Origin of the sequence: Bacillus yunxiaonensis, from assembly GCF_037104695.1 — a bacterium.
GTDB classification, from domain to species: Bacteria; Bacillota; Bacilli; order Bacillales; family Bacillaceae_G; genus Bacillus_A; species Bacillus_A yunxiaonensis.
Genome location: NZ_JBAWSV010000001.1, coordinates 916,150 through 935,561, shown reverse-complemented (window position 1 = coordinate 935,561; position 19,412 = coordinate 916,150). Strand labels below are relative to the sequence as shown.

Here is a 19,412-nt window from a genome sequence, read left to right as displayed (position 1 = left end):
ATCCGCCACTTCTATTTTATTTTCAGTTTCTCTGTATTATGATTAAAGGTGTAGAAAGAAACGCAAGCGAGAAGGAGACAAAACGATGTTTGTAGCAGAACAAGAAATTGACATTCGTTATGCAGAGACAGATCAAATGGGTGTCGTGTACCATGCGAATTATTTAGTATGGCTAGAACTTGGGCGTACGAAGTTAATTCAAGATTTAGGGTTTTCATATGTTGAAATGGAGAATGATGGGGTTGTATCTCCTGTACTTGATTTGCAAATTACATATCGAAAAGCAATGCGTTACGGAGAAAAAGCAATTGTGAAAACATGGGTGGAGTCTGTGAGTCCACTACGCGTGGTGTACGGCTATGAAATTTATAATGGAAACGGCGAACGTTGTATTACAGCGTCTACAACAAATATTTGTGCAAAAAAAGAAGGCTTTCGTCCGGTATCATTTAAAAAATTGTACCCAGAGTGGTATGAGACATACGAGAAGATTAAAAAACAATGAAAAAACGTGGCTTAGGCCACGTTTTTTATTTTTCGTAATGAAATTGTGGGAACTCATCATCATTACTGAATGTAACAGATAAATTATGTCCGTCAAAGAACCATTCATCATCGCCTTCAATAAAGAAAGTAATGCCATCTTCTTGAACTTGTACAGCAGGAGTAGCTGGATTATCTTTACGAATTCCTAATGAAAGTCCTTTTTGAACAGTGCTACATCCACCGTATTGTATGAAAAAGCGAATAGCATCGCCTGTTTGTAAACCAAGCTCATTTTTATACCAGCTTACTGCTTCTTTTGATACTGAAATGTTCATCTAGTGTTCCTCCAACATAATTACTTTTTCTTTTAGTATAAAAAATAACGCAAAAAGACGCCATTTATATGCTTTGCGTTTTCTTTTTGCGTTATGTGGGTTACAATCTTACTTTTGTTTCTGTTGTTTCTTTGTTAAATTTGCTTTTGGCTCTGTTTTATTTATAATTCGTCCAATATTTGCACGATGTCGATAAATAACCATACCAGCTAATAAACACATCGCAACAATGAAGATTTTATCCCCGTTTATAATTGCTGCAATAACAGCAACGATAGCTGTTAACATAGAAGAAAGTGAAACGTATCTCGTCGTAAATAGTAGGGTAAAAAAGATAACAGCTAGTACTACAAAGGTAACTGGCGCGTAGCATAATAGTACGCCAGCAGAAGTAGCAACTGCTTTTCCTCCGCGGAACTTTGCGAAGATTGGGTATACATGACCAAGTACTGCAGCTAATCCGAACCATAGAGGATGGATATGTAAACCGAAAATCATCGGTAGAGCTGTAGCTAATGTTCCTTTTAGAATATCAGCAATTGTAACAATGAAACCCGCTTTTTTCCCTAATGTACGAAATGTATTCGTTCCTCCTAAATTTCCGCTGCCATGCTCGCGAATATCGATTCCATAGCCAATTTTTCCAACGACAAGTCCAGATGGAATCGAGCCAAGTAAATAAGCAACGATAAATAAAAGATATGTAAGCATAAGTTCAGTCTCCTTTATTCAAATGTGTTGATAAAGGGTAAAAAGAGTTTTTCCCGTATATTGTACCATACATTTGTAAAGAACACATTTCTTTTTTATAAAGTGAAACTTCCATCAGTGGGGGTCTTACTGCCCGTTCATGCGGGATAAATAAAAGGTTCGATGAATGTTTAAAAAATTTTCACAGAATGTTACATTTTTCACATACCCACCCTTACTATATGTTGTATCATTTTGATAGTGAATGAACAAGATGTTGTTGGGGGTTTAAGGAATGAAGCAAATAATAGAAAAAAACAGTAAATATGAAGAAAACCTAAAGGATATTTTTACGAAAATTATTTATGCAAATGAACAAGATTTAATGCAAGAAAATGCGAATGTTGACGGTCGTTCTCCGATGGGAATGATGGGGAAATTTGCATCTGAAAGTGCAAAGTGTTATGCGGTGGAGCAATTACTTTCAGAAGAAGTAAAAAAAGCAATTGATCAAAATATTTTATATCCGCATGATTTAGATTTTTATGCAACAGGTACGACAACTTGTTCGCAAATTCCATTAGCTCAAATGCTTGAAAATGGGTTTCATACAGGTCATGGATATATGCGACAGCCGCAAGATATTAAAAGTGCGTTGGCGCTTTCCTCTATTATTTTTCAAGCGAATCAAAATATGCAGCATGGTGGTCAATCATTTGCGCTGTTTGATATAGATTTAGCACCATATGTGAGAAAAACGTTTGAAAGAAATAAAAAACGTTTAGCAACATATCCATTAACAGTTAAGCAAGTAGAAGAGTTTGCGTGGAAAGAAACAGAAAATGATACGTACCAAGCATGTGAAGCATTTATTCATAATTCGAATAGCATGCATAGCAGGGGCGGAGGACAAGTTCCATTTATTTCAATTAATTACGGAACGGATACATCAAAAGAAGGAAGATTATTGATTAAACAATTGTTACGAGCAACGCAGGCTGGATTAGGAAAAGGAGAAACACCTATTTTTCCGATTCAAATCTTCAAATTAAAAAAAGGTGTAAATTTTGAAGAAAAAGATCCAAATTATGATTTATTTGAACTAGCATTAGAAACGACAGCGAAACGATTGTTTCCAAACTTCTCATTTTTAGATGCGCCATTTAATGCGGAACATTATGATGGCCGTCCTGAAAGTGAAGTATGTTATATGGGGTGTCGTACTCGTGTTATGTCCAATATTCATGGGGAAGAAACAGCGATTGGAAGAGGAAATTTATCGTTTACATCTATTAACTTAGTGAAATTAGCATGTATTAGTGAAACAAAAGAAGTATTTTTTGAAGCTCTAAATGGTTATGTCGACCTAGGTGTTCGTCAATTATTAGAAAGATTTTCTTATCAGTCGACGAAAAAAGCAAGAGATTTTCAATTCTTATATTCACAAGGAGTATGGCGAGGTGGCGAAAAACTTCAACCTGAAGATTGTGTTGCTGAAATTTTAAAACAAGGTACATTAAGTATTGGTTTTATCGGCCTTGCAGAATGTTTAGTCGCTTTAACAGGAAAACATCATGGGGAAGATGAAGCGTCATGGAAGCTTGGATATGAAATTATTGAATATATGAGAAAGAAAATGGATGAAGCAACAGAGAAATATCAATTGAATTTCTCGTTAATTGCTACTCCGGCAGAAGGATTATCAGGAAAATTTATTAAGAAAGATCGAGCTGAATTTGGAACGATTACGGGTGTAACGGATCATAATTATTATACAAATTCATTCCATATCCCTGTTTATTATCCTATTCAAGTAATTGATAAAATTCGTTTAGAAGGACCGTTTCATGCACTTTGTAATGGTGGTCATATTACGTATATTGAATTGGACGGAGCGGCTGTTCATAATCAAAAAGCATTACAGCAAATTGTAAAGGCAATGGCACAAAATGGTGTAGGGTATGGATCTATTAATCATCCAGTGGACCGCTGTAAATGTTGTGGCTATAATGGTGTGATTGGGAATGAATGTCCAAGCTGTAGAAATGAAGATGAACATTATTTTGAAAGAATTCGTCGCATTACTGGATACCTTGTAGGAGATATGTCAAAGTGGAACAGTGCGAAGCGCAGTGAAGAAGCGGAGCGGGTGAAACATATATGAGAGTAATGAATATCATTCATGATAGTGTAGTAGATGGTGAAGGGTTGCGGACAGTCGTATTTTTTGCGGGCTGTCCGCATCGCTGTTTTGGCTGCCATAATCCACAGTCTTGGAATATTTGTAATGGAATTGAGATTACAAAGGAAGAAATGATAAAAGAAATTGAAAAAAACCACCTTACTGATGTAACATTTTCAGGTGGAGATCCATTTTTTCAAGCTGCTGAAGTGAAAGCAATAGCAAAAGCGGTGAAAAAAATGGGAAAAAATTTATGGATTTACACAGGTTATACATTAGAGGAGATACAGAATTCACGAAATAATGATATGATAGAATTGTTGCAGTATGCAGATGTATTAGTAGATGGAAGGTTTGAGCTAGCGAAACGAGATCTTACATTACCGTTTCGAGGAAGTTCAAATCAACGTATTATACGATTGAAGGAGTAAAAGGACGGGATAGAATTGAATAAAACAGTTTTACTTGTTGAAGATGAAAGAAGATTGCGAGAAATTGTTAGCGATTATTTTCGAAATGAGGGCTTTGAAGTTATTGAAGCTGAAGATGGAAAGGAAGCATTAGAACGGTTTGCTGAGCATACAGTGGATTTAATTATATTAGATATTATGCTGCCAGAAATTGATGGCTGGTCTGTATGTAGACGTGTAAGAAAAGAATCAGCGGTACCAATCATTATGTTAACAGCTCGTTCTGATGAGGATGATACTTTACTTGGTTTTGAATTAGGAGCAGACGAATATGTAACAAAACCGTTTAGTCCGAAAATTTTAGTTGCACGTGCTAAAACATTATTAAAACGTGCGGACGGTGCGTTAGGTCAAGCTGAAGAGAATACACTTTCTTTTGCGGGTATCGATGTGAATCGTTTGTCGCGTACTGTAATGGTAGACGATGAAGAGATTACATTAACACATAAAGAATTTGAGCTTCTTGTTTATTTAATGGAGAATAAAGGGATTGTATTATCTCGTCAACATTTATTAGATCAACTTTGGGGGTATGATTACTTCGGAGATGATCGTACAGTAGACACGCATATTAAGAAACTTCGTAATAAATTAGGAGATAAAGCAACACATATTGGTACAGTTATTCGTGTCGGATATAAGTTTGAAGAGTAATATTAGTGCCTATCTATACATTTTTATACTTAATTGTATGTACAATTTTTTATACTTGATTAATTATGAAATATGATTGTATTTTTTTGTTTGGATTTCACGATGAGTTCACAGAAAGGACACAGATCGTGATTATACTAAAAATACGATTTAAGTAGAGAGGGGATAAATAAGTTATGGGATATTATAATCAAACAGAAACGAACGAAACTCGTACCGAAACAGTAAAATCGAGCAGCAAAAAAGGGTACTTTTTTACAGGGGTTGTCGGTGCTGTTATTGGTGCCGTTACAATTAGTTTTGCAGCTCCGTATATGCCTTGGACAAATAACTCTGTGATTTCATCTTCTTCTGGAACAAAAGTAGAGGGAACGGCGGTTCCAGTTGTTAATAAAACAAAAGGTGCAACAGATCTCCCTGGTATGATTGAAGGAGCAAAAGAAGTAGTTGTAGGTGTAATGAATTTCCAAAAAAATACAGATCCATTTTCCCAATCAGCAGGACAAGAAGCTGAAGCTGGTTCAGGGTCAGGTGTTATTTATAAAAAAGTTGGAGATAAGGCACTTATTGTGACAAATAACCACGTTGTAGATGGTGCAAATAAATTAGAAGTGAAGTTAAGTAATGGAACGAATGTGCCAGCGAAGTTAGTAGGAAAAGATCCTTGGTTAGATTTAGCGGTTGTTGAGATCGATGGAAAAAATGTTAATAAAATTGCAACACTTGGCGATTCAGATAAAATTCGTGCAGGAGAATCTGCGATTGCAATTGGTAACCCACTCGGCTTTGATGGAAGTGTAACAGAAGGGATTATTAGTAGTAAAGATCGTGAGATCCCGGTTGATATTAACGGGGATGGCCGTCCAGATTGGCAAGCACAAGTTATTCAAACAGATGCTGCGATTAACCCAGGGAATAGCGGTGGTGCCCTATTCAATCAAAACGGTGAAGTAATCGGTATTAACTCTAGTAAAATTGCACAACAAGCAGTAGAAGGAATTGGCTTTGCCATTCCAATTAATGTAGCAAAACCAGTAATTGACTCTCTTGAAAAATATGGTGAGGTAAAACGACCTGTTATGGGTGTTACAGTAATGGGTCTTGATGAAATCCCAAGTTATGCATTAGGTCAATTTAAGTTACCAAAAGATGTAACAAGTGGTGTTCTGTTAAGACAAATTACTCCAGGATCACCAGCAGAAAAAGCAGGGTTGCAGCAATATGATGTTGTCGTTGCCTTTGATGGTCAAAAAATAGACAATGCAGTTCAGTTCCGTAAATACTTATATGAGAAGAAAAAAGTCGGCGACAAACTAGAAGTGACAGCGTATCGAAATGGTGAGAAAATAACGAAAACATTAACATTAGCTGATAGTGGTACTACGAATTAATAAAGAAAGTCTCTTTCATGTTGAAAGAGACTTTCTTTATCGGCTATACTAAACTAACAGGAGGGATTACATATGACAATTGAAAATCCAACTCGTACGGAAATTGGAGAGATTTTAAAGAATAGTAAGACTATTGCGGTTGTCGGATTATCTGATAATCCAGGACGTACTTCTTATATGGTGTCAAAAGCGATGCAAGATGCAGGATACCGTATTATTCCTGTTAACCCAAAGGTTAGTGAAGTATTAGGAGAAAAAGCGGTAAAATCATTGGCTGAAATAAAAGAGCATGTTGATATCGTCAATGTATTCCGTCGTTCGGAGTTTTTAATGGATGTTGCCAAAGAGTTTACTGCGATTGAAGCGGATACATTTTGGGCACAATTAGGTATACAAGATGAAGAAACATATCGTTTTTTGAAAGAAAAAGGCTATACTGTCATTATGGATCGTTGCATTAAAGTTGAACATGTAATGACAAGATAAAGTGAAACTTCCATCATTGGGGGGGCGGTTCGCCTTCCAATGATGGAAAGCTCTCATTAATCGGGCTTTTACCGGGAGTTATTCCCCGCCTATCTTCTCCTCGCTTCGCTCTGGGTTTTGAGGGGGGATACTACTCAAAATAGCGGGATAGATCGTATTTGTGAAGTTTATTGAGCTCCTATTCGTATAATAGGGAGGAGCAGATGGACGAGGTGTTCATCATGAAGTTTTTTAAAGGTTGTTTTTGGGGATTGCTGCTTGTCACTCCATTTTGGATTATTATCATTTTGTTGATTATTAAATGGTGAAGTATGTAGTTGTTTTTGGAATACATATCCATGTTTCGTTGACAAACGATTACTTTTCTGAAATAGTAGCGTAGAGGAATCCTTGTGACAAGCAAGGATTTTTCTTATGAAAATAGTATATAAAAGAAATAACGTCACTTGCCAAAAGTGAGTAAAAGGCGTTATTCTATAATAGAAAACATATGTTCTGATTTTTGGGTAGGAAAGGGGCAAGGAGTTTGGCTAAGCGTCAATTTCAATATGATGAAAATGCAATTCAAGTGCTAGAGGGACTTGAAGCTGTTCGGAAACGCCCGGGTATGTATATCGGGAGTACGGATAGCCGCGGATTGCATCATTTAGTATATGAGATCGTAGATAACTCCGTTGATGAAGCATTAGCGGGATTTGGCGATGAAATTAAAGTTGTAATACATAAAGATAACAGTATAAGTGTAGTAGATAAAGGGCGCGGTATGCCGACAGGAATGCATAAGCTTGGAAAACCGACACCAGAAGTCATTTTAACTGTACTTCATGCAGGTGGTAAGTTTGGACAAGGCGGTTATAAAACGAGTGGTGGTTTGCACGGTGTTGGCGCATCAGTTGTAAACGCGTTGTCGGAATGGCTTGTTGTTACAATTAAACGAGATGGTTACGTATATGAACAACGATTTGAAAATGGTGGTGTTCCAGTTACGACACTTGAGAAAATCGGAAAAGCAAAAGATACTGGAACAACGATTCATTTTAAACCAGATCGAACGATTTTTAGCACAACGAATTATAATTATGAAACGTTATGCGAGAGATTACGTGAATCAGCATTTTTATTAAAAGGCATGAAAATTGTACTTCAGGATAAACGCAACGATTTAGAAGATGTTTTTCATTACGAAACGGGTATTGAAGCGTTTGTTTCTTATTTAAATGAGGAGAAAGATTCGTTGCATCCAGTTGTATATTTTGCAGGAGAGCAAAATGGAATTGAATCAGAATTAGCTTTTCAATTTAACGATGGGTACTCTGAGAACATTCTTTCCTTTGTTAATAATGTGCGTACGAAAGATGGCGGTACGCACGAAGCTGGATTTAAAACAGCTATGACACGCGTATTTAACGAGTATGCACGTAAAGTTTCTTTGTTAAAAGAGAAAGATAAAAACTTAGAAGGAACGGATATTCGTGAAGGATTAGGTGCAATTGTTTCCATTCGTGTTCCAGAAGAATTGCTTCAGTTTGAAGGACAAACGAAAGGCAAGCTTGGAACAAGTGAAGGGCGTTCATCTGTTGATGCTGTTGTGTCAGAGCATTTAGCGTATTTTTTAGAGGAAAATCCTGATGTGGCTACACTTCTTGTGAAAAAAGCAATTAAAGCAGCACAAGCTCGTGAGGCAGCACGAAAAGCGCGTGAAGAAGCGCGCAGCGGCAAAAAGAAAAAACGTTCAGAAGGAACATTGAGCGGAAAGCTGACACCAGCGCAGTCGCGTAATCCACAAAAGAACGAGTTATATTTAGTAGAGGGTGATTCTGCAGGCGGTTCTGCAAAGCAAGGCCGGGATCGTCGTTTCCAAGCTGTTCTTCCACTGCGCGGTAAAGTTATTAATACAGAAAAGGCAAAACTCGCCGACATTTTTAAGAATGAAGAAATTAACACGATTATTTATGCAATTGGCGGCGGTGTTGGAGCGGAATTTTCTGTTGAAGATATTAATTATGACAAAATTGTTATTATGACTGATGCCGATACAGATGGTGCACATATTCAAGTACTGCTATTGACATTCTTCTATCGTTATATGAAGCCGCTAATTGAAGCAGGTAAAGTATTTATTGCACTTCCTCCTTTATACAAAGTGAGTAAAGGGAAGGGGAAAAGTGAAATCATTGAATACGCTTGGTCTGATGAAGAGCTTGATGATGTCACGAAAAAGGTCGGAAAAGGTTATATTCTACAGCGTTATAAAGGTCTTGGTGAAATGAATGCGGACCAATTATGGGAAACAACGATGAACCCAGAGACGCGCACGTTAATTCGCGTTAAAATTGATGATGCTTCACGAGCAGATCGCCGGGTTGCTACATTGATGGGGGATAAAGTAGAACCGCGCCGTAAATGGATTGAGCGCAATGTTCAATTTGGTATGCAAGAAGAAGGAAATATTTTAGAAAATGAAATGATTATAGCAACGGAGGTGGAATAACATGCAAGCAGAGAAGTTTCATGACCTCCCGCTTGAAGATGTGCTTGGTGACCGCTTTGCACGTTATAGTAAATATATTATTCAAGACCGTGCGCTTCCAGATGCACGCGACGGTTTAAAACCAGTACAACGTCGTATTTTATACTCTATGTATGTAGAAGGAAATATAAATGATAAGCCGTTTCGTAAGTCTGCCAAAACAGTTGGTAACGTAATTGGTAACTATCATCCGCATGGTGATTCGTCCGTGTATGAAGCGATGGTACGTTTAAGCCAAGATTGGAAAGTACGAAATGTATTAGTTGAAATGCATGGAAATAATGGTAGTGTCGATGGTGATCCGGCAGCGGCGATGCGTTATACAGAGGCTCGTTTATCACCAATTGCTTCTGAGTTATTACGTGACATTGATAAAGAAACAGTGGAATTTGTTTCAAACTTTGATGATACAAGTGAAGAGCCGGTTGTATTACCAGCTATGTTTCCAAATCTTTTAGTGAACGGATCTACGGGAATTTCAGCTGGTTATGCAACAGAAATTCCACCACATCATCTTGGAGAAGTTATCGATGCAACAATGCTGCGAATTGATAAACCAAACAGTACTGTAGATGATTTATTAACGCTGATTAAAGGGCCAGACTTCCCGACAGGTGGGATTATCCAAGGGCTTGATGGGATTAAGAAGGCATATGAAACAGGCAAAGGAAAAATTATCATCCGTGGAAAAGCGGAAGTTGAGACGATTCGTGGTGGGAAGCAGCAAATCGTAATTACAGAAATTCCTTACGAAGTAAACAAAGCAAATCTTGTAAAGAAAATGGATGAGCTACGTTTAGATAAGAAGCTGGATGGAATTGCTGAAGTTCGTGATGAAACGGATCGTACAGGTCTTCGTATTGTTGTCGAATTGAAAAAAGATGCAAATGCAGAAGGTATTTTAAATTATTTATATAAAAATACAGATTTACAAATACCATATAACTTCAATATGGTAGCAATTCATAATCGCCGCCCTACACTAATGACATTACCAAAGATTTTAGATGCATATATTGGGCATCAAAAAGAAGTTGTAACACGTCGTTCGCAATATGAATTGCGAAAAGCGGAAAATCGTCAGCATATCGTGGAAGGTTTGATGAAAGCTTTATCAATCTTAGATAAAGTCATTGAAACAATTCGTGCTTCTAAAGATAAACGTGATGCGAAAAATAATTTAAGTGCAAGATTCTCTTTTACAGAAGTACAATCAGAAGCGATTGTATCACTGCAATTGTACCGTTTAACAAATACAGACATTACAGCATTAGAAAAAGAGGCCGAAGAGCTACAAACGAAAATTACAGAATTACAAGCGATTTTACAAAGTGAAAAAAGACTTCTTCAAGTGATTAAATCGGACTTAAAGAGAGTAAAGAAAACGTATAGTGATAGTCGTCGTGCTGTAATTGAGGAAGAGATTGAAGAAATTAAAATTGATGTGGAAGTGATGATTCCACATGAAGATGTCATCGTTACTGTAACGAAAGAAGGATATGTAAAGCGAACTGGTTGGCGCTCGCATAATGCATCGAACGGAAAAGACTTCGGTATGAAAGAGGGCGACATCTTACTCGAACGCTTTGATACAAATACAACCGCGACAATTCTTTTATTTACAAATAAAGGGAATTATATTTATCTTCCGGTATACGAAATGCCAGATATTCGTTGGAAAGATTTAGGTCAGCACGTTGCGAATATTGTTTCGCTTGACCGAGATGAAACACTCGTCTTTGCAACTGTTGTTCCGAATTTTGACGAAGAGAAGCGATTTATTACGTTTGTGACTAGAAATGGAATGATTAAGAAAACAGAATTAAATCAATATAAAGTGCAGCGTTATTCACGTGCATTTGTTGCGGTTAATTTAAAGAAAGATGATGAAGTCGTTGATATTTTTGTTACAGATGGAACGCAAGATATTCTTCTTGCAACGCACGGTGCATATGCACTTGTTTTCAATGAAGAAGAAGTGAGTCCAGTTGGCGTGCGGGCAGCTGGTGTAAAAGGAATGAATGTGAAAGAAGATGACTACGTTGTATGCGGTCTTCCTATCAATTCTGAGAAAGATCAGCTTGTTCTCGTTACGCAACGAGGCGCAGTAAAACGATTAAAAGCAACAGAAATTGAAAAATCAACGAGAGCAAAACGAGGACTCGTTATCTTTAAAGAATTGAAAAAGAATCCATACCGCATTGTCGGTGTAGAAATTGTTCGAGCAGATGAAGTTGTTTGTATGCGAACAGAAAAGCAGATAATAGAAGAACTTGATCCGAATACACTCCGTAATAAGGATCGTTACAGTAACGGAAGTTTATTAATAGATGTAAGTGATGTTGGTCTTGTTGTGGAAACGTGGCCACAGAAAAAAGAACAGTAAAAAAACGCCCGCCTCATATAATGAGTCGGGCGTTTTTGTCTAAATTTGTCTGAAGAATAGTAGTTGTACAAATAAAATACTTCCATTATTATTTAACTAAATATTTTAAATGTTCAGAAAAATGAAAATGGGGGTATATGGGTGATAAAAAAAAAGAATTTTGCTTTTGTTCTTTCAGCGGTATGTGTGTTTGGTTTGTTAACGGGATGCGGCAATAAAACAAATGGTAATGCTGATACAGCAAGTACGGGAGGTGGAAAGGTCATAAAAATTGCGACTCAATCACCGCTTTCTGGTGGTTCAGCAACGCAGGGGGAAGCAATTAAACTTGGTGCACAGCTGAAGATAGAAGAACAAAAAGAAGAGTTTAAAAAATTAGGATATGAACTAAGGCTTGTGCCATATGATGATCAGGCTGATCCAAAAAAGGGTGTTGCGAACGCACAAATTATTGGCGCGGATAAAGAAATACTCGGTGTCGTTGGACATATGAATTCAGGAGTTGCGATTCCATCTTCTGAAGTGTATGAGAAAAACAATGTTGTTATGGTATCACCTACAAATACTGCCGTTGAAGTAACAGATCGTAATTTGAAAGTAGTAAATCGTATATGCACAAGAGATGATTTTCAAGGTCCTGCTGGAGCAGAGTTTGCGTTAAAAACACTGAAGGCAAAAAGCGTTTTTATTATTGATGATAAAACAGCTTATGGAACAGGTTTAGCTAAAGCATTTAAAACAGAAATTGAAAAATTAGGTGGAACGATTGCAGGTTATGAATCTATTACGGTTGGAGAAAAAGATTTTAATGGTGTGTTAAATAAAGTACTAGCGAAAAAACCTGATTTAATTTACTTTGGTGGTCTATATGCAGAAGGTGGACTATTAGTGAAGCAAGCCCGTGAAAAGGGCCTTGCGGTTCCATTTATGGGCGGTGATGGTATGGATTCAGCAACGATGGTAGAAATCGCAGGTAACTCTATTGAGAATACGTATTACACTTCTATCGCTGCTGATCCGAAAACGACAGAAAAAGGAAAGAAATTCGCAGATGATTATAAGAGCAAATTTAATAAAGAGGTAGAAGGATATTCAGCTTATGGTTATGATGCTACGGGTGTACTTTTGCAAGGAGTGAAAGATGCGATTAAAGCAAATAACAACAAAATGCCAACTCGAGAACAAGTACGCGATACTGTTCGGAAAACAAATAATTTTGAAGGAGCGGTAACAAACGTAGGGTTTGATAGCAAAGGTGATAATAAGTTTGCAAAAGTATATATTTATAAATTTGCAGAGCAAAAATATCCAGGTAGACAAGAAGGAGAAGTAGAGAAAAAGTAAGGTGATATGGGTACGGTACTTATGTTCCGTACCTTTTTTAAAGAAAAATAAAAAGGAGGAAATTTTATGTTCGGAGAAATCATGCATACACTTCCTCAAGTGCTAATTGACGGATTAACACTTGGTGCAGTGTACGCAGTTGTTGCGTTAGGATATACGATGGTATATGGAATATTAGAACTTATCAATTTTGCTCATGGAGAAATTTTTATGACGGGTGCTTTTATTGGCACAACAATTTTCCTTGTTTTTATGGGGTTTGGTTGGATGACGGTTATGCCAGCTTTGCTAGCGTTGTTACTTGTTTTAGTTGCAACATCTCTTATAACAGGTTTTCTTGGGATGGGGATTGAAAGGGTCGCGTATCGACCGCTTCGAAAAGCACCGAAGCTTATTACGTTAATCACAGCAATTGGTGTTTCTTTTTTGCTGCAAGATATCGTTCGTTTTATTGCTGAATTAAAAAAAGGAAACTACATTATAACAGGTCCAACCTTATTCAATGATCAAATTACAGTACAGGCTTCAGTAATTATGTCTTCTTTTAATAACGCTCAACTTAAAACATCTTCACTTATACTACTCATTCTTGCGGTTATTATGATGCTCTCTCTAGACTTTTTCGTTAATAAAACAAAGTGGGGAATGGCGATGCGTGCTGTTGCGCAAGATCGTGACACTGCTTCGTTAATGTCAGTAAATGTGAATAAAGTGATTTCCCTTACGTTTTTTATTGGTTCTGCGCTTGGCGGAGCAACAGGTGTACTGTTTGCTGTACAATATGGAACAATAGACCCGTACATTGGCTTTATTTTAGGATTGAAAGCGTTTACGGCAGCTGTTCTGGGTGGGATTGGTAATATTCGAGGTGCGATGGTTGGCGGTATATTGCTTGGGCTGTTAGAAATGTTTGCGGCTGCAAATTTATCGATCTTGTCTTCTGGAATATTGGGAGCTGAATATAAGGATGTGTTTGCCTTTGGAATTTTAATTCTCGTTTTAATTTTTAAACCAGAAGGTATTTTCGGCAAAGCAGTTGCCGAGAAAGTGTAGGTGATGATAATGACAAAATGGCTAGAAATGATAAGGAAAAATACGAGAATGCAACTTATATTATTAGTCCTTTATATGGGCATAACTGCTGCGAGTCTATATTTTGCACAAAAGTCAGTAACGGCATTTCTACTATTACTATTGTCTCTTTTATTATTGTATTACACAAATTTGCACAGTAAATGGAAATGGTTGATAGGGTTATTTGTATTAGTTATATTGCTTCCATTCACAGCTAGTGGTGGTCCGGCTTATCAGTCTTATATGGAAGTGGCGACATTAGTTGGAATTTATATAGCAATGGCGCTAGGGTTAAATATTGTTGTCGGCTTTGCAGGACTGCTAGATTTAGGATTTGTCGCTTTTTTTGCAATAGGAGCTTACACATACGGTATTTTTGCAACAGCTCAAGCAAATAACTTTATGCCATTTGGTCACTACCCATTGTCAGGAGAAAGCTTTTGGATTTTTATTTTACTAGGCGGTTTTATTGCGGCAATATTTGGAGTCTTGCTTGGTATCCCAGTGTTACGTGTGAAAGGCGATTATTTAGCAATTGTAACACTTGGATTTGGAGAGATTATCCGTATTATTTTTAATAATCTAGATAAGCCGGTTAATATTACGAACGGTGCAATGGGTTTATCTTCTGTAAAACCACCTTCTTTATTTGGGTTTACATTTTTGCAATCAAGTCAAGTGTACTACATTGTACTCGGTATTTTACTACTTGTAATCTTTATTGTAAAACGACTAGAGTTTTCGAAAATAGGCCGTTCTTGGAAGGCAGTTCGTGAAAATGAAATTGCCGCCCAAGCGATGGGAATTCCGCTTGTGAAAACAAAGCTGTTAGCATTTGCAATCGGTGCATCATTTTCAGGAATGATGGGTGTTGTCTTTGCAGCAAAACAAACTTTCGTCGATCCAACCAGTTTTACGTTACTAGAGTCGATTACTATTCTTGTTATGGTATTACTTGGTGGTATGGGAAGTGTACCAGGCGTTATTTTAGGAGCAGCAGTTATGACGATTTTAAATTTACAAGTACTTACTGAATTAACAAACTGGCTAAACCAATTAAACTTAAGTGGAACAGTTGCAATCCCGGATGCACTTTCTCCAGCTAAAATGCAGCGTTTTATCTTTGGGGGAATTTTAATTTTATTTGCTTTGTATCGCCCGCAAGGACTCATACCTGCGAAAAATCGGAAATTTAATGAAGAGCAGCTGAAAAAAGGTAGGATAAAACAAATCGAATCGAAAACACAAAAAGAGAATGTATTTGGAGCCTAGGGGTGAGGATATGACGATTTTAACAGTTCGGAATATTACAAAGCGGTTTGGCGGGCTTGTTGCAGTGAAAAGTGTTGATATGAAAGTAAACAAAGGATCGATTACTGCTGTAATTGGACCGAACGGAGCAGGAAAAACGACCTTCTTTAATATGGTAACAGGCGTGTATAAGCCCGATGAAGGGGACATTCTACTTGGTGCAGAAAAAATAACTGGTTTGAAGCCGCATGGTATTTCAAAGCATGGCATTGCCCGTACGTTTCAAAATATTCGTCTTTTTAACAATATGACGGTACTTGAAAATGTAATGGTAGGACTTCACAATCATTTGAAAAGTAATCTTTTGGGGATTTTGTTACACCTGCCAGGGGTAAAGAGAGAAGAGGAAAAAGCCCAGCAAACAGCATACGACCTTCTAGAATATGTTGGTTTAGCTCACTTATTAAATGAAGAAGCGCAAAATTTATCGTACGGGGCACAGCGGTGCCTTGAAATCGCTAGGGCGCTCGCGGCAAAACCTCAAGTGCTACTATTGGATGAGCCAGCGGCCGGGATGAACCCGAAGGAAACGAAGGAATTAACAGCGCTTATTTATCGTATGCGTGAAGAGCTGGACCTAACAATTGTATTAATTGAACATGATATGAAACTTGTCATGGAGATTTCTGAGCATATCATTGTATTAGATCACGGTGAAAAAATTGCAGAAGGAAGGCCGGAAGATATTCGCAACAATCCAAAAGTTATTGAAGCGTATTTAGGGAAAAGCGCAGTGTTAGAGAAGTAATGCGGGATAAAGTAAAAAAATGCTATAAAATCGTTCGGAAAAGATAAAAAGGAGGGAAGTATTTTGCTAGAGCTTACCAATATAAATGCGTATTATGGTGGCATTCATGCGTTAAAAGCTATTAATATTTCTGTAGGAAAAGGTGAAATTGTAACGCTTATTGGATGCAATGGAGCTGGAAAATCAACGACATTAAAGGCGATTAGTGGCCTTGTTATACCGAAGTCAGGAGAAATTTTGTTTGAGGGTAAACAAATTACGAAACAATCCCCTCATGTAACAGCATTATCCGGAATTGCTCATGTACCAGAGGGGAGACGCATTTTTTCACGCCTCACAGTAAAAGAAAATTTAGAGATGGGGGCATTTTCAGTAAAGGATAAAAGAATAGTGAAGGAACGGATGGAGCGCACTTTTCACTATTTTCCAAAGTTAAAAGAACGGCTAGAACAAAAGGGCGGTACGATGAGTGGTGGCGAACAACAAATGCTCGCGATTGGACGTGCGCTTATGAGCGGTCCTCATTTACTTATGTTAGATGAACCTTCAATGGGACTTGCGCCAATTATTGTTGAGCAAATTTTTGAAATTATTTCAGAGCTTAATAAAGAAGGAATGACGATTCTACTTGTTGAACAAAATGCGTATCAAGCGTTACAAATTGCACATCGTGGATATGTGATTCAGACAGGGGAAATTAAAATGGTAGGAGAAGGAAAAACATTAATGCATAATGAATTTGTGAAAGAAGCGTATTTAGCATAGTATGAGGGCTACCCTAAGTAGGGTGGCTTTTTGGCATGTTAATCTATATTACCATTAGTACTAAAGAGCAATTTAAAAAAGCAAAACATTATGTAGAAAAAAGATAAGTTGATATAATAAAAGTTCATCATATTCCATACATAATTTGGAGGGGTTTTATGAACAAAATAGGTGTTGGTATTGTAGGTTACGGCTTTTCTAGTACAACCTTTCATATTCCGCTGCTACAAACAATTGAAGACTATGAAATCCGTACGATTGTTTCTTCACAAGAAGAAAAAGTAAAAGCATCATTTCCACATGCAGAAGTTGTGACAACAATCGATGAGCTTGTTATGCAAGAGAACATTGATCTTATTATTATTACATCTCCTAATACAACGCATTTTGAATATGCAAAAAAAGCAATTATTCACAGTAAACATGTTGTTGTTGAAAAGCCTTTTGTTGTTTCTGTTGAAGAGGGGGAAGAATTGATAGCACTAGCAAAGCAGCATGGCGTTGTCTTAAGTGTATATCATAATCGCCGCTTTGATAACGATTTTAGAACGGTTCAAAAACTATTACAAGATGATAAAATCGGTAAAGTTTATACGTATGAGGCTCATTTTGATAGATTTCGTCCGCATGTTCGCGATCGCTGGCGAGAACATAAATTACCAGGATCAGGGATGTTATTTGATTTAGGTTCACATCTCATTGATCAAGCGTTACATCTATTTGGAATGCCGGAAGCAGTTTATGCAGATATTGTCAATCAGCGTCCGGGGTCACAAATAGATGATTATTTTCATATTATTCTTCATTATGAAGAAATGCGTGTTATTCTTCATAGCGGTAGTCACGTTAAATATGCAGGACCACATTTTAGCATTCACGGTGAAAAAGGCTCGATTGTTAAATATGGAATGGATTCCCAAGAAGAGCAGCTAAAGGCAGGAAAGAAACCTGGTGATGAAGGATATGGAGAAGATGCTATGCATATGTATACTGTTCTTTCTACAGAGGAACAAGAAATTCATATTCCAACAGAAATCGGGTGTTATGAAAACTATTATAAAGGTGTCCGAGATGCGATAATGAAACGAGAAATGCCACCTGTTACTGCTGAGGAAGCTCTAAATGTAATTCGTATTATTACAGCTTGTTTACAAAGTAGTCAGCAAGGAATGATAGTGAAATGGTAGAGTCAGTGTATGCGCTGACTCTTTTTATATGTTAGCAAATCATGTCGGAATTTTACGAGAAAACGCTAACGATTTTTATTGTACAACCTTTAAGTATGGATTAATATTTTAAATATTATAAATATTAAGAATTTAGGGGGAGTACTGTGAAGAAAAAGATATCGCTTTTGTTATCAGGGGTTTTATTAGCGGGAATGATGGCAGGGTGTACGAGTAAAGGAACTGATAATTCAGCTTCTACGAAAAATGAAGCAAGGACAAGTAAAGTAATTAAAATTGCTTCTGAATCCCCTCTTTCTGGTGGATCAGCTGCGTTTGGAGAATCTATTAAGCTTGGAACGCAGCTTGCAGTAGATAAACAAAAAGAAGAGTTTAAAAAACTAGGTTTTGAATTGCAATTTGTTCCGCAAGATGATCAAGGTGACCCGAAAAAGGGGGTTGCTAATGCTCAGTCTGTCGCAGCTGATAAAGATGTATTAGGCGTTGTCGGACATTTAATGTCAGGTGTATCTATTGCCGCTTCCGAAACATATGAGAAAGCAAATCTTGTTATGGTATCACCATCAAGTACGGCAGTTGAATTAACAGAACGTGGATTAAAGACTGTTGCACGGCTTGTTGCAAGAGATGATTTCCAAGGCCCGGCGGCAGCTAAATATGCGATTGGAACAGTAAAGGCAAAAAATATTTTTGTAATTCAAGATAAAACGGCATACGGTACAGGCTTAGCTGACGCATTTAAAAAAGAAGCGGAAAAGCTAGGAGCAAAAATTGTAGGTTATGAAGGGATTACAGTTGGTGAGAAAGATTTTAGTGGTGTGTTAAACCAAGTTGTCGCGAAAAAGCCAGACCTTGTGTATTTTGGTGGTATGTATTCAGAAGGATCCGTTTTAGTAAAACAAGCACGTGAAAAAGGAGTTACAGCACCAATTATGGGTGGTGACGGTATCGATTCTCCAACGATGGCAGAAGTTGCAAAAGATGGATTAAAAGATACGTATTATACGACAGTAGCGACAGCACCAACAGTAACAGAGAAAGGGAAGACATTTGTAACAGAATATAAAGAGAAGTTCAAAAAAGATGTGGAAGCATACTCTGCATATGGATATGATTCGGCTGGCGTTATTTTACAAGGAATTAAAGATGCTATTAAGAAAAATGATGGCAAGTATCCAACACGTGAACAAGTACGCGATGCAGTTCGGGCTATAAAAGAATACGATGGCGTTATTACGAAAGTAGCTTTCGATGATAAAGGTGATAACAAATTTGCCAAAGTTTACATTTATAAGTATGAAGGTGCGAAATATCCAGGAACGCAAGAAGGAGAGGTAAGTAAATAAGGAAAAAGCCCGGCCTCGGCCGGGTTT

17 protein-coding genes are annotated in these 19,412 nt (G+C 37.3%); 15 read left to right on the top strand and 2 right to left on the bottom strand.

From position 1 onward, the window contains the following. The first annotated feature begins 85 nt into the window (after positions 1-85). Positions 86-505, top strand: a complete 420-nt coding sequence (locus WAX78_RS04635; protein ID WP_154711127.1) for an acyl-CoA thioesterase — start codon at positions 86-88, stop codon at positions 503-505. Between the two features lie 25 nt (positions 506-530). On the opposite strand, the gene WAX78_RS04630 is transcribed toward WAX78_RS04635, so the two are convergent. Next, complete coding sequence (locus WAX78_RS04630; protein WP_336481092.1) at positions 531-821, bottom strand: HesB/YadR/YfhF family protein; 291 nt, start codon at positions 819-821, stop codon at positions 531-533. 108 nt (positions 822-929) lie between these two features. Further along, complete coding sequence (gene plsY, locus WAX78_RS04625; protein WP_336481090.1) at positions 930-1,532, bottom strand: glycerol-3-phosphate 1-O-acyltransferase PlsY; 603 nt, start codon at positions 1,530-1,532, stop codon at positions 930-932. A 274-nt stretch (positions 1,533-1,806) separates the two neighbouring features. On the opposite strand from plsY, the gene WAX78_RS04620 reads away from it, so the two are divergent. From WAX78_RS04620 to WAX78_RS04555, 14 genes are all read left to right on the top strand, one after another. After that, a complete protein-coding gene (locus tag WAX78_RS04620; RefSeq protein ID WP_413789155.1) occupies positions 1,807-3,675 on the top strand; it encodes an anaerobic ribonucleoside triphosphate reductase in 1,869 nt (622 codons plus the stop codon). Then, positions 3,672-4,124, top strand: a complete 453-nt coding sequence (nrdG, locus tag WAX78_RS04615) for an anaerobic ribonucleoside-triphosphate reductase activating protein (protein WP_336481089.1) — start codon at positions 3,672-3,674, stop codon at positions 4,122-4,124. Before WAX78_RS04620 ends, nrdG begins: the two co-directional genes overlap by 4 nt. 15 nt (positions 4,125-4,139) lie before the next feature. Continuing rightward, the gene (locus WAX78_RS04610) at positions 4,140-4,817 is read left to right on the top strand and encodes a response regulator transcription factor (protein WP_336481088.1); all 678 of its coding nucleotides are present in this window, start codon (positions 4,140-4,142) and stop codon (positions 4,815-4,817) included. 176 nt (positions 4,818-4,993) lie between these two features. Continuing rightward, positions 4,994-6,208, top strand: a complete 1,215-nt coding sequence (locus WAX78_RS04605) for a S1C family serine protease (RefSeq protein ID WP_336481087.1) — start codon at positions 4,994-4,996, stop codon at positions 6,206-6,208. Between the two features lie 72 nt (positions 6,209-6,280). Next, positions 6,281-6,694 carry a CoA-binding protein gene (locus tag WAX78_RS04600; protein WP_336481086.1) on the top strand — a complete coding sequence of 138 codons (414 nt, stop codon included), beginning with the start codon at positions 6,281-6,283 and terminating at the stop codon, positions 6,692-6,694. A gap of 526 nt (positions 6,695-7,220) precedes the next feature. Then, positions 7,221-9,185 (top strand): DNA topoisomerase IV subunit B, encoded by a 1,965-nt coding sequence (gene parE, locus WAX78_RS04595; RefSeq protein WP_336481085.1) that lies wholly within the window; start codon positions 7,221-7,223, stop codon positions 9,183-9,185. 1 nt (position 9,186) lies between these two features. Beyond that, positions 9,187-11,610: a DNA topoisomerase IV subunit A gene (gene parC / locus WAX78_RS04590; RefSeq protein WP_336481084.1), complete on the top strand. Its 2,424-nt coding sequence runs from the start codon at positions 9,187-9,189 to the stop codon at positions 11,608-11,610. Positions 11,611-11,751: 141 nt separating this feature from the next. Then, positions 11,752-12,954: a branched-chain amino acid ABC transporter substrate-binding protein gene (locus WAX78_RS04585; protein ID WP_336481083.1), complete on the top strand. Its 1,203-nt coding sequence runs from the start codon at positions 11,752-11,754 to the stop codon at positions 12,952-12,954. Positions 12,955-13,020: 66 nt separating this feature from the next. After that, positions 13,021-14,007: a branched-chain amino acid ABC transporter permease gene (locus WAX78_RS04580; RefSeq protein ID WP_336481082.1), complete on the top strand. Its 987-nt coding sequence runs from the start codon at positions 13,021-13,023 to the stop codon at positions 14,005-14,007. 9 nt (positions 14,008-14,016) lie between these two features. Next, positions 14,017-15,300: a branched-chain amino acid ABC transporter permease gene (locus WAX78_RS04575; protein ID WP_336481081.1), complete on the top strand. Its 1,284-nt coding sequence runs from the start codon at positions 14,017-14,019 to the stop codon at positions 15,298-15,300. 10 nt (positions 15,301-15,310) lie between these two features. Further along, positions 15,311-16,087 carry an ABC transporter ATP-binding protein gene (locus WAX78_RS04570; protein ID WP_336481080.1) on the top strand — a complete coding sequence of 259 codons (777 nt, stop codon included), beginning with the start codon at positions 15,311-15,313 and terminating at the stop codon, positions 16,085-16,087. Between the two features lie 63 nt (positions 16,088-16,150). Beyond that, entirely contained in the window at positions 16,151-16,852 is a 702-nt protein-coding gene (locus WAX78_RS04565) for an ABC transporter ATP-binding protein (protein WP_336481079.1), read from the top strand. A gap of 158 nt (positions 16,853-17,010) precedes the next feature. Further along, positions 17,011-18,039: an oxidoreductase gene (locus WAX78_RS04560; RefSeq protein ID WP_336481078.1), complete on the top strand. Its 1,029-nt coding sequence runs from the start codon at positions 17,011-17,013 to the stop codon at positions 18,037-18,039. 194 nt (positions 18,040-18,233) lie between these two features. Then, positions 18,234-19,385: a branched-chain amino acid ABC transporter substrate-binding protein gene (locus tag WAX78_RS04555; RefSeq protein ID WP_336481365.1), complete on the top strand. Its 1,152-nt coding sequence runs from the start codon at positions 18,234-18,236 to the stop codon at positions 19,383-19,385. Positions 19,386-19,412: the final 27 nt, after the last annotated feature.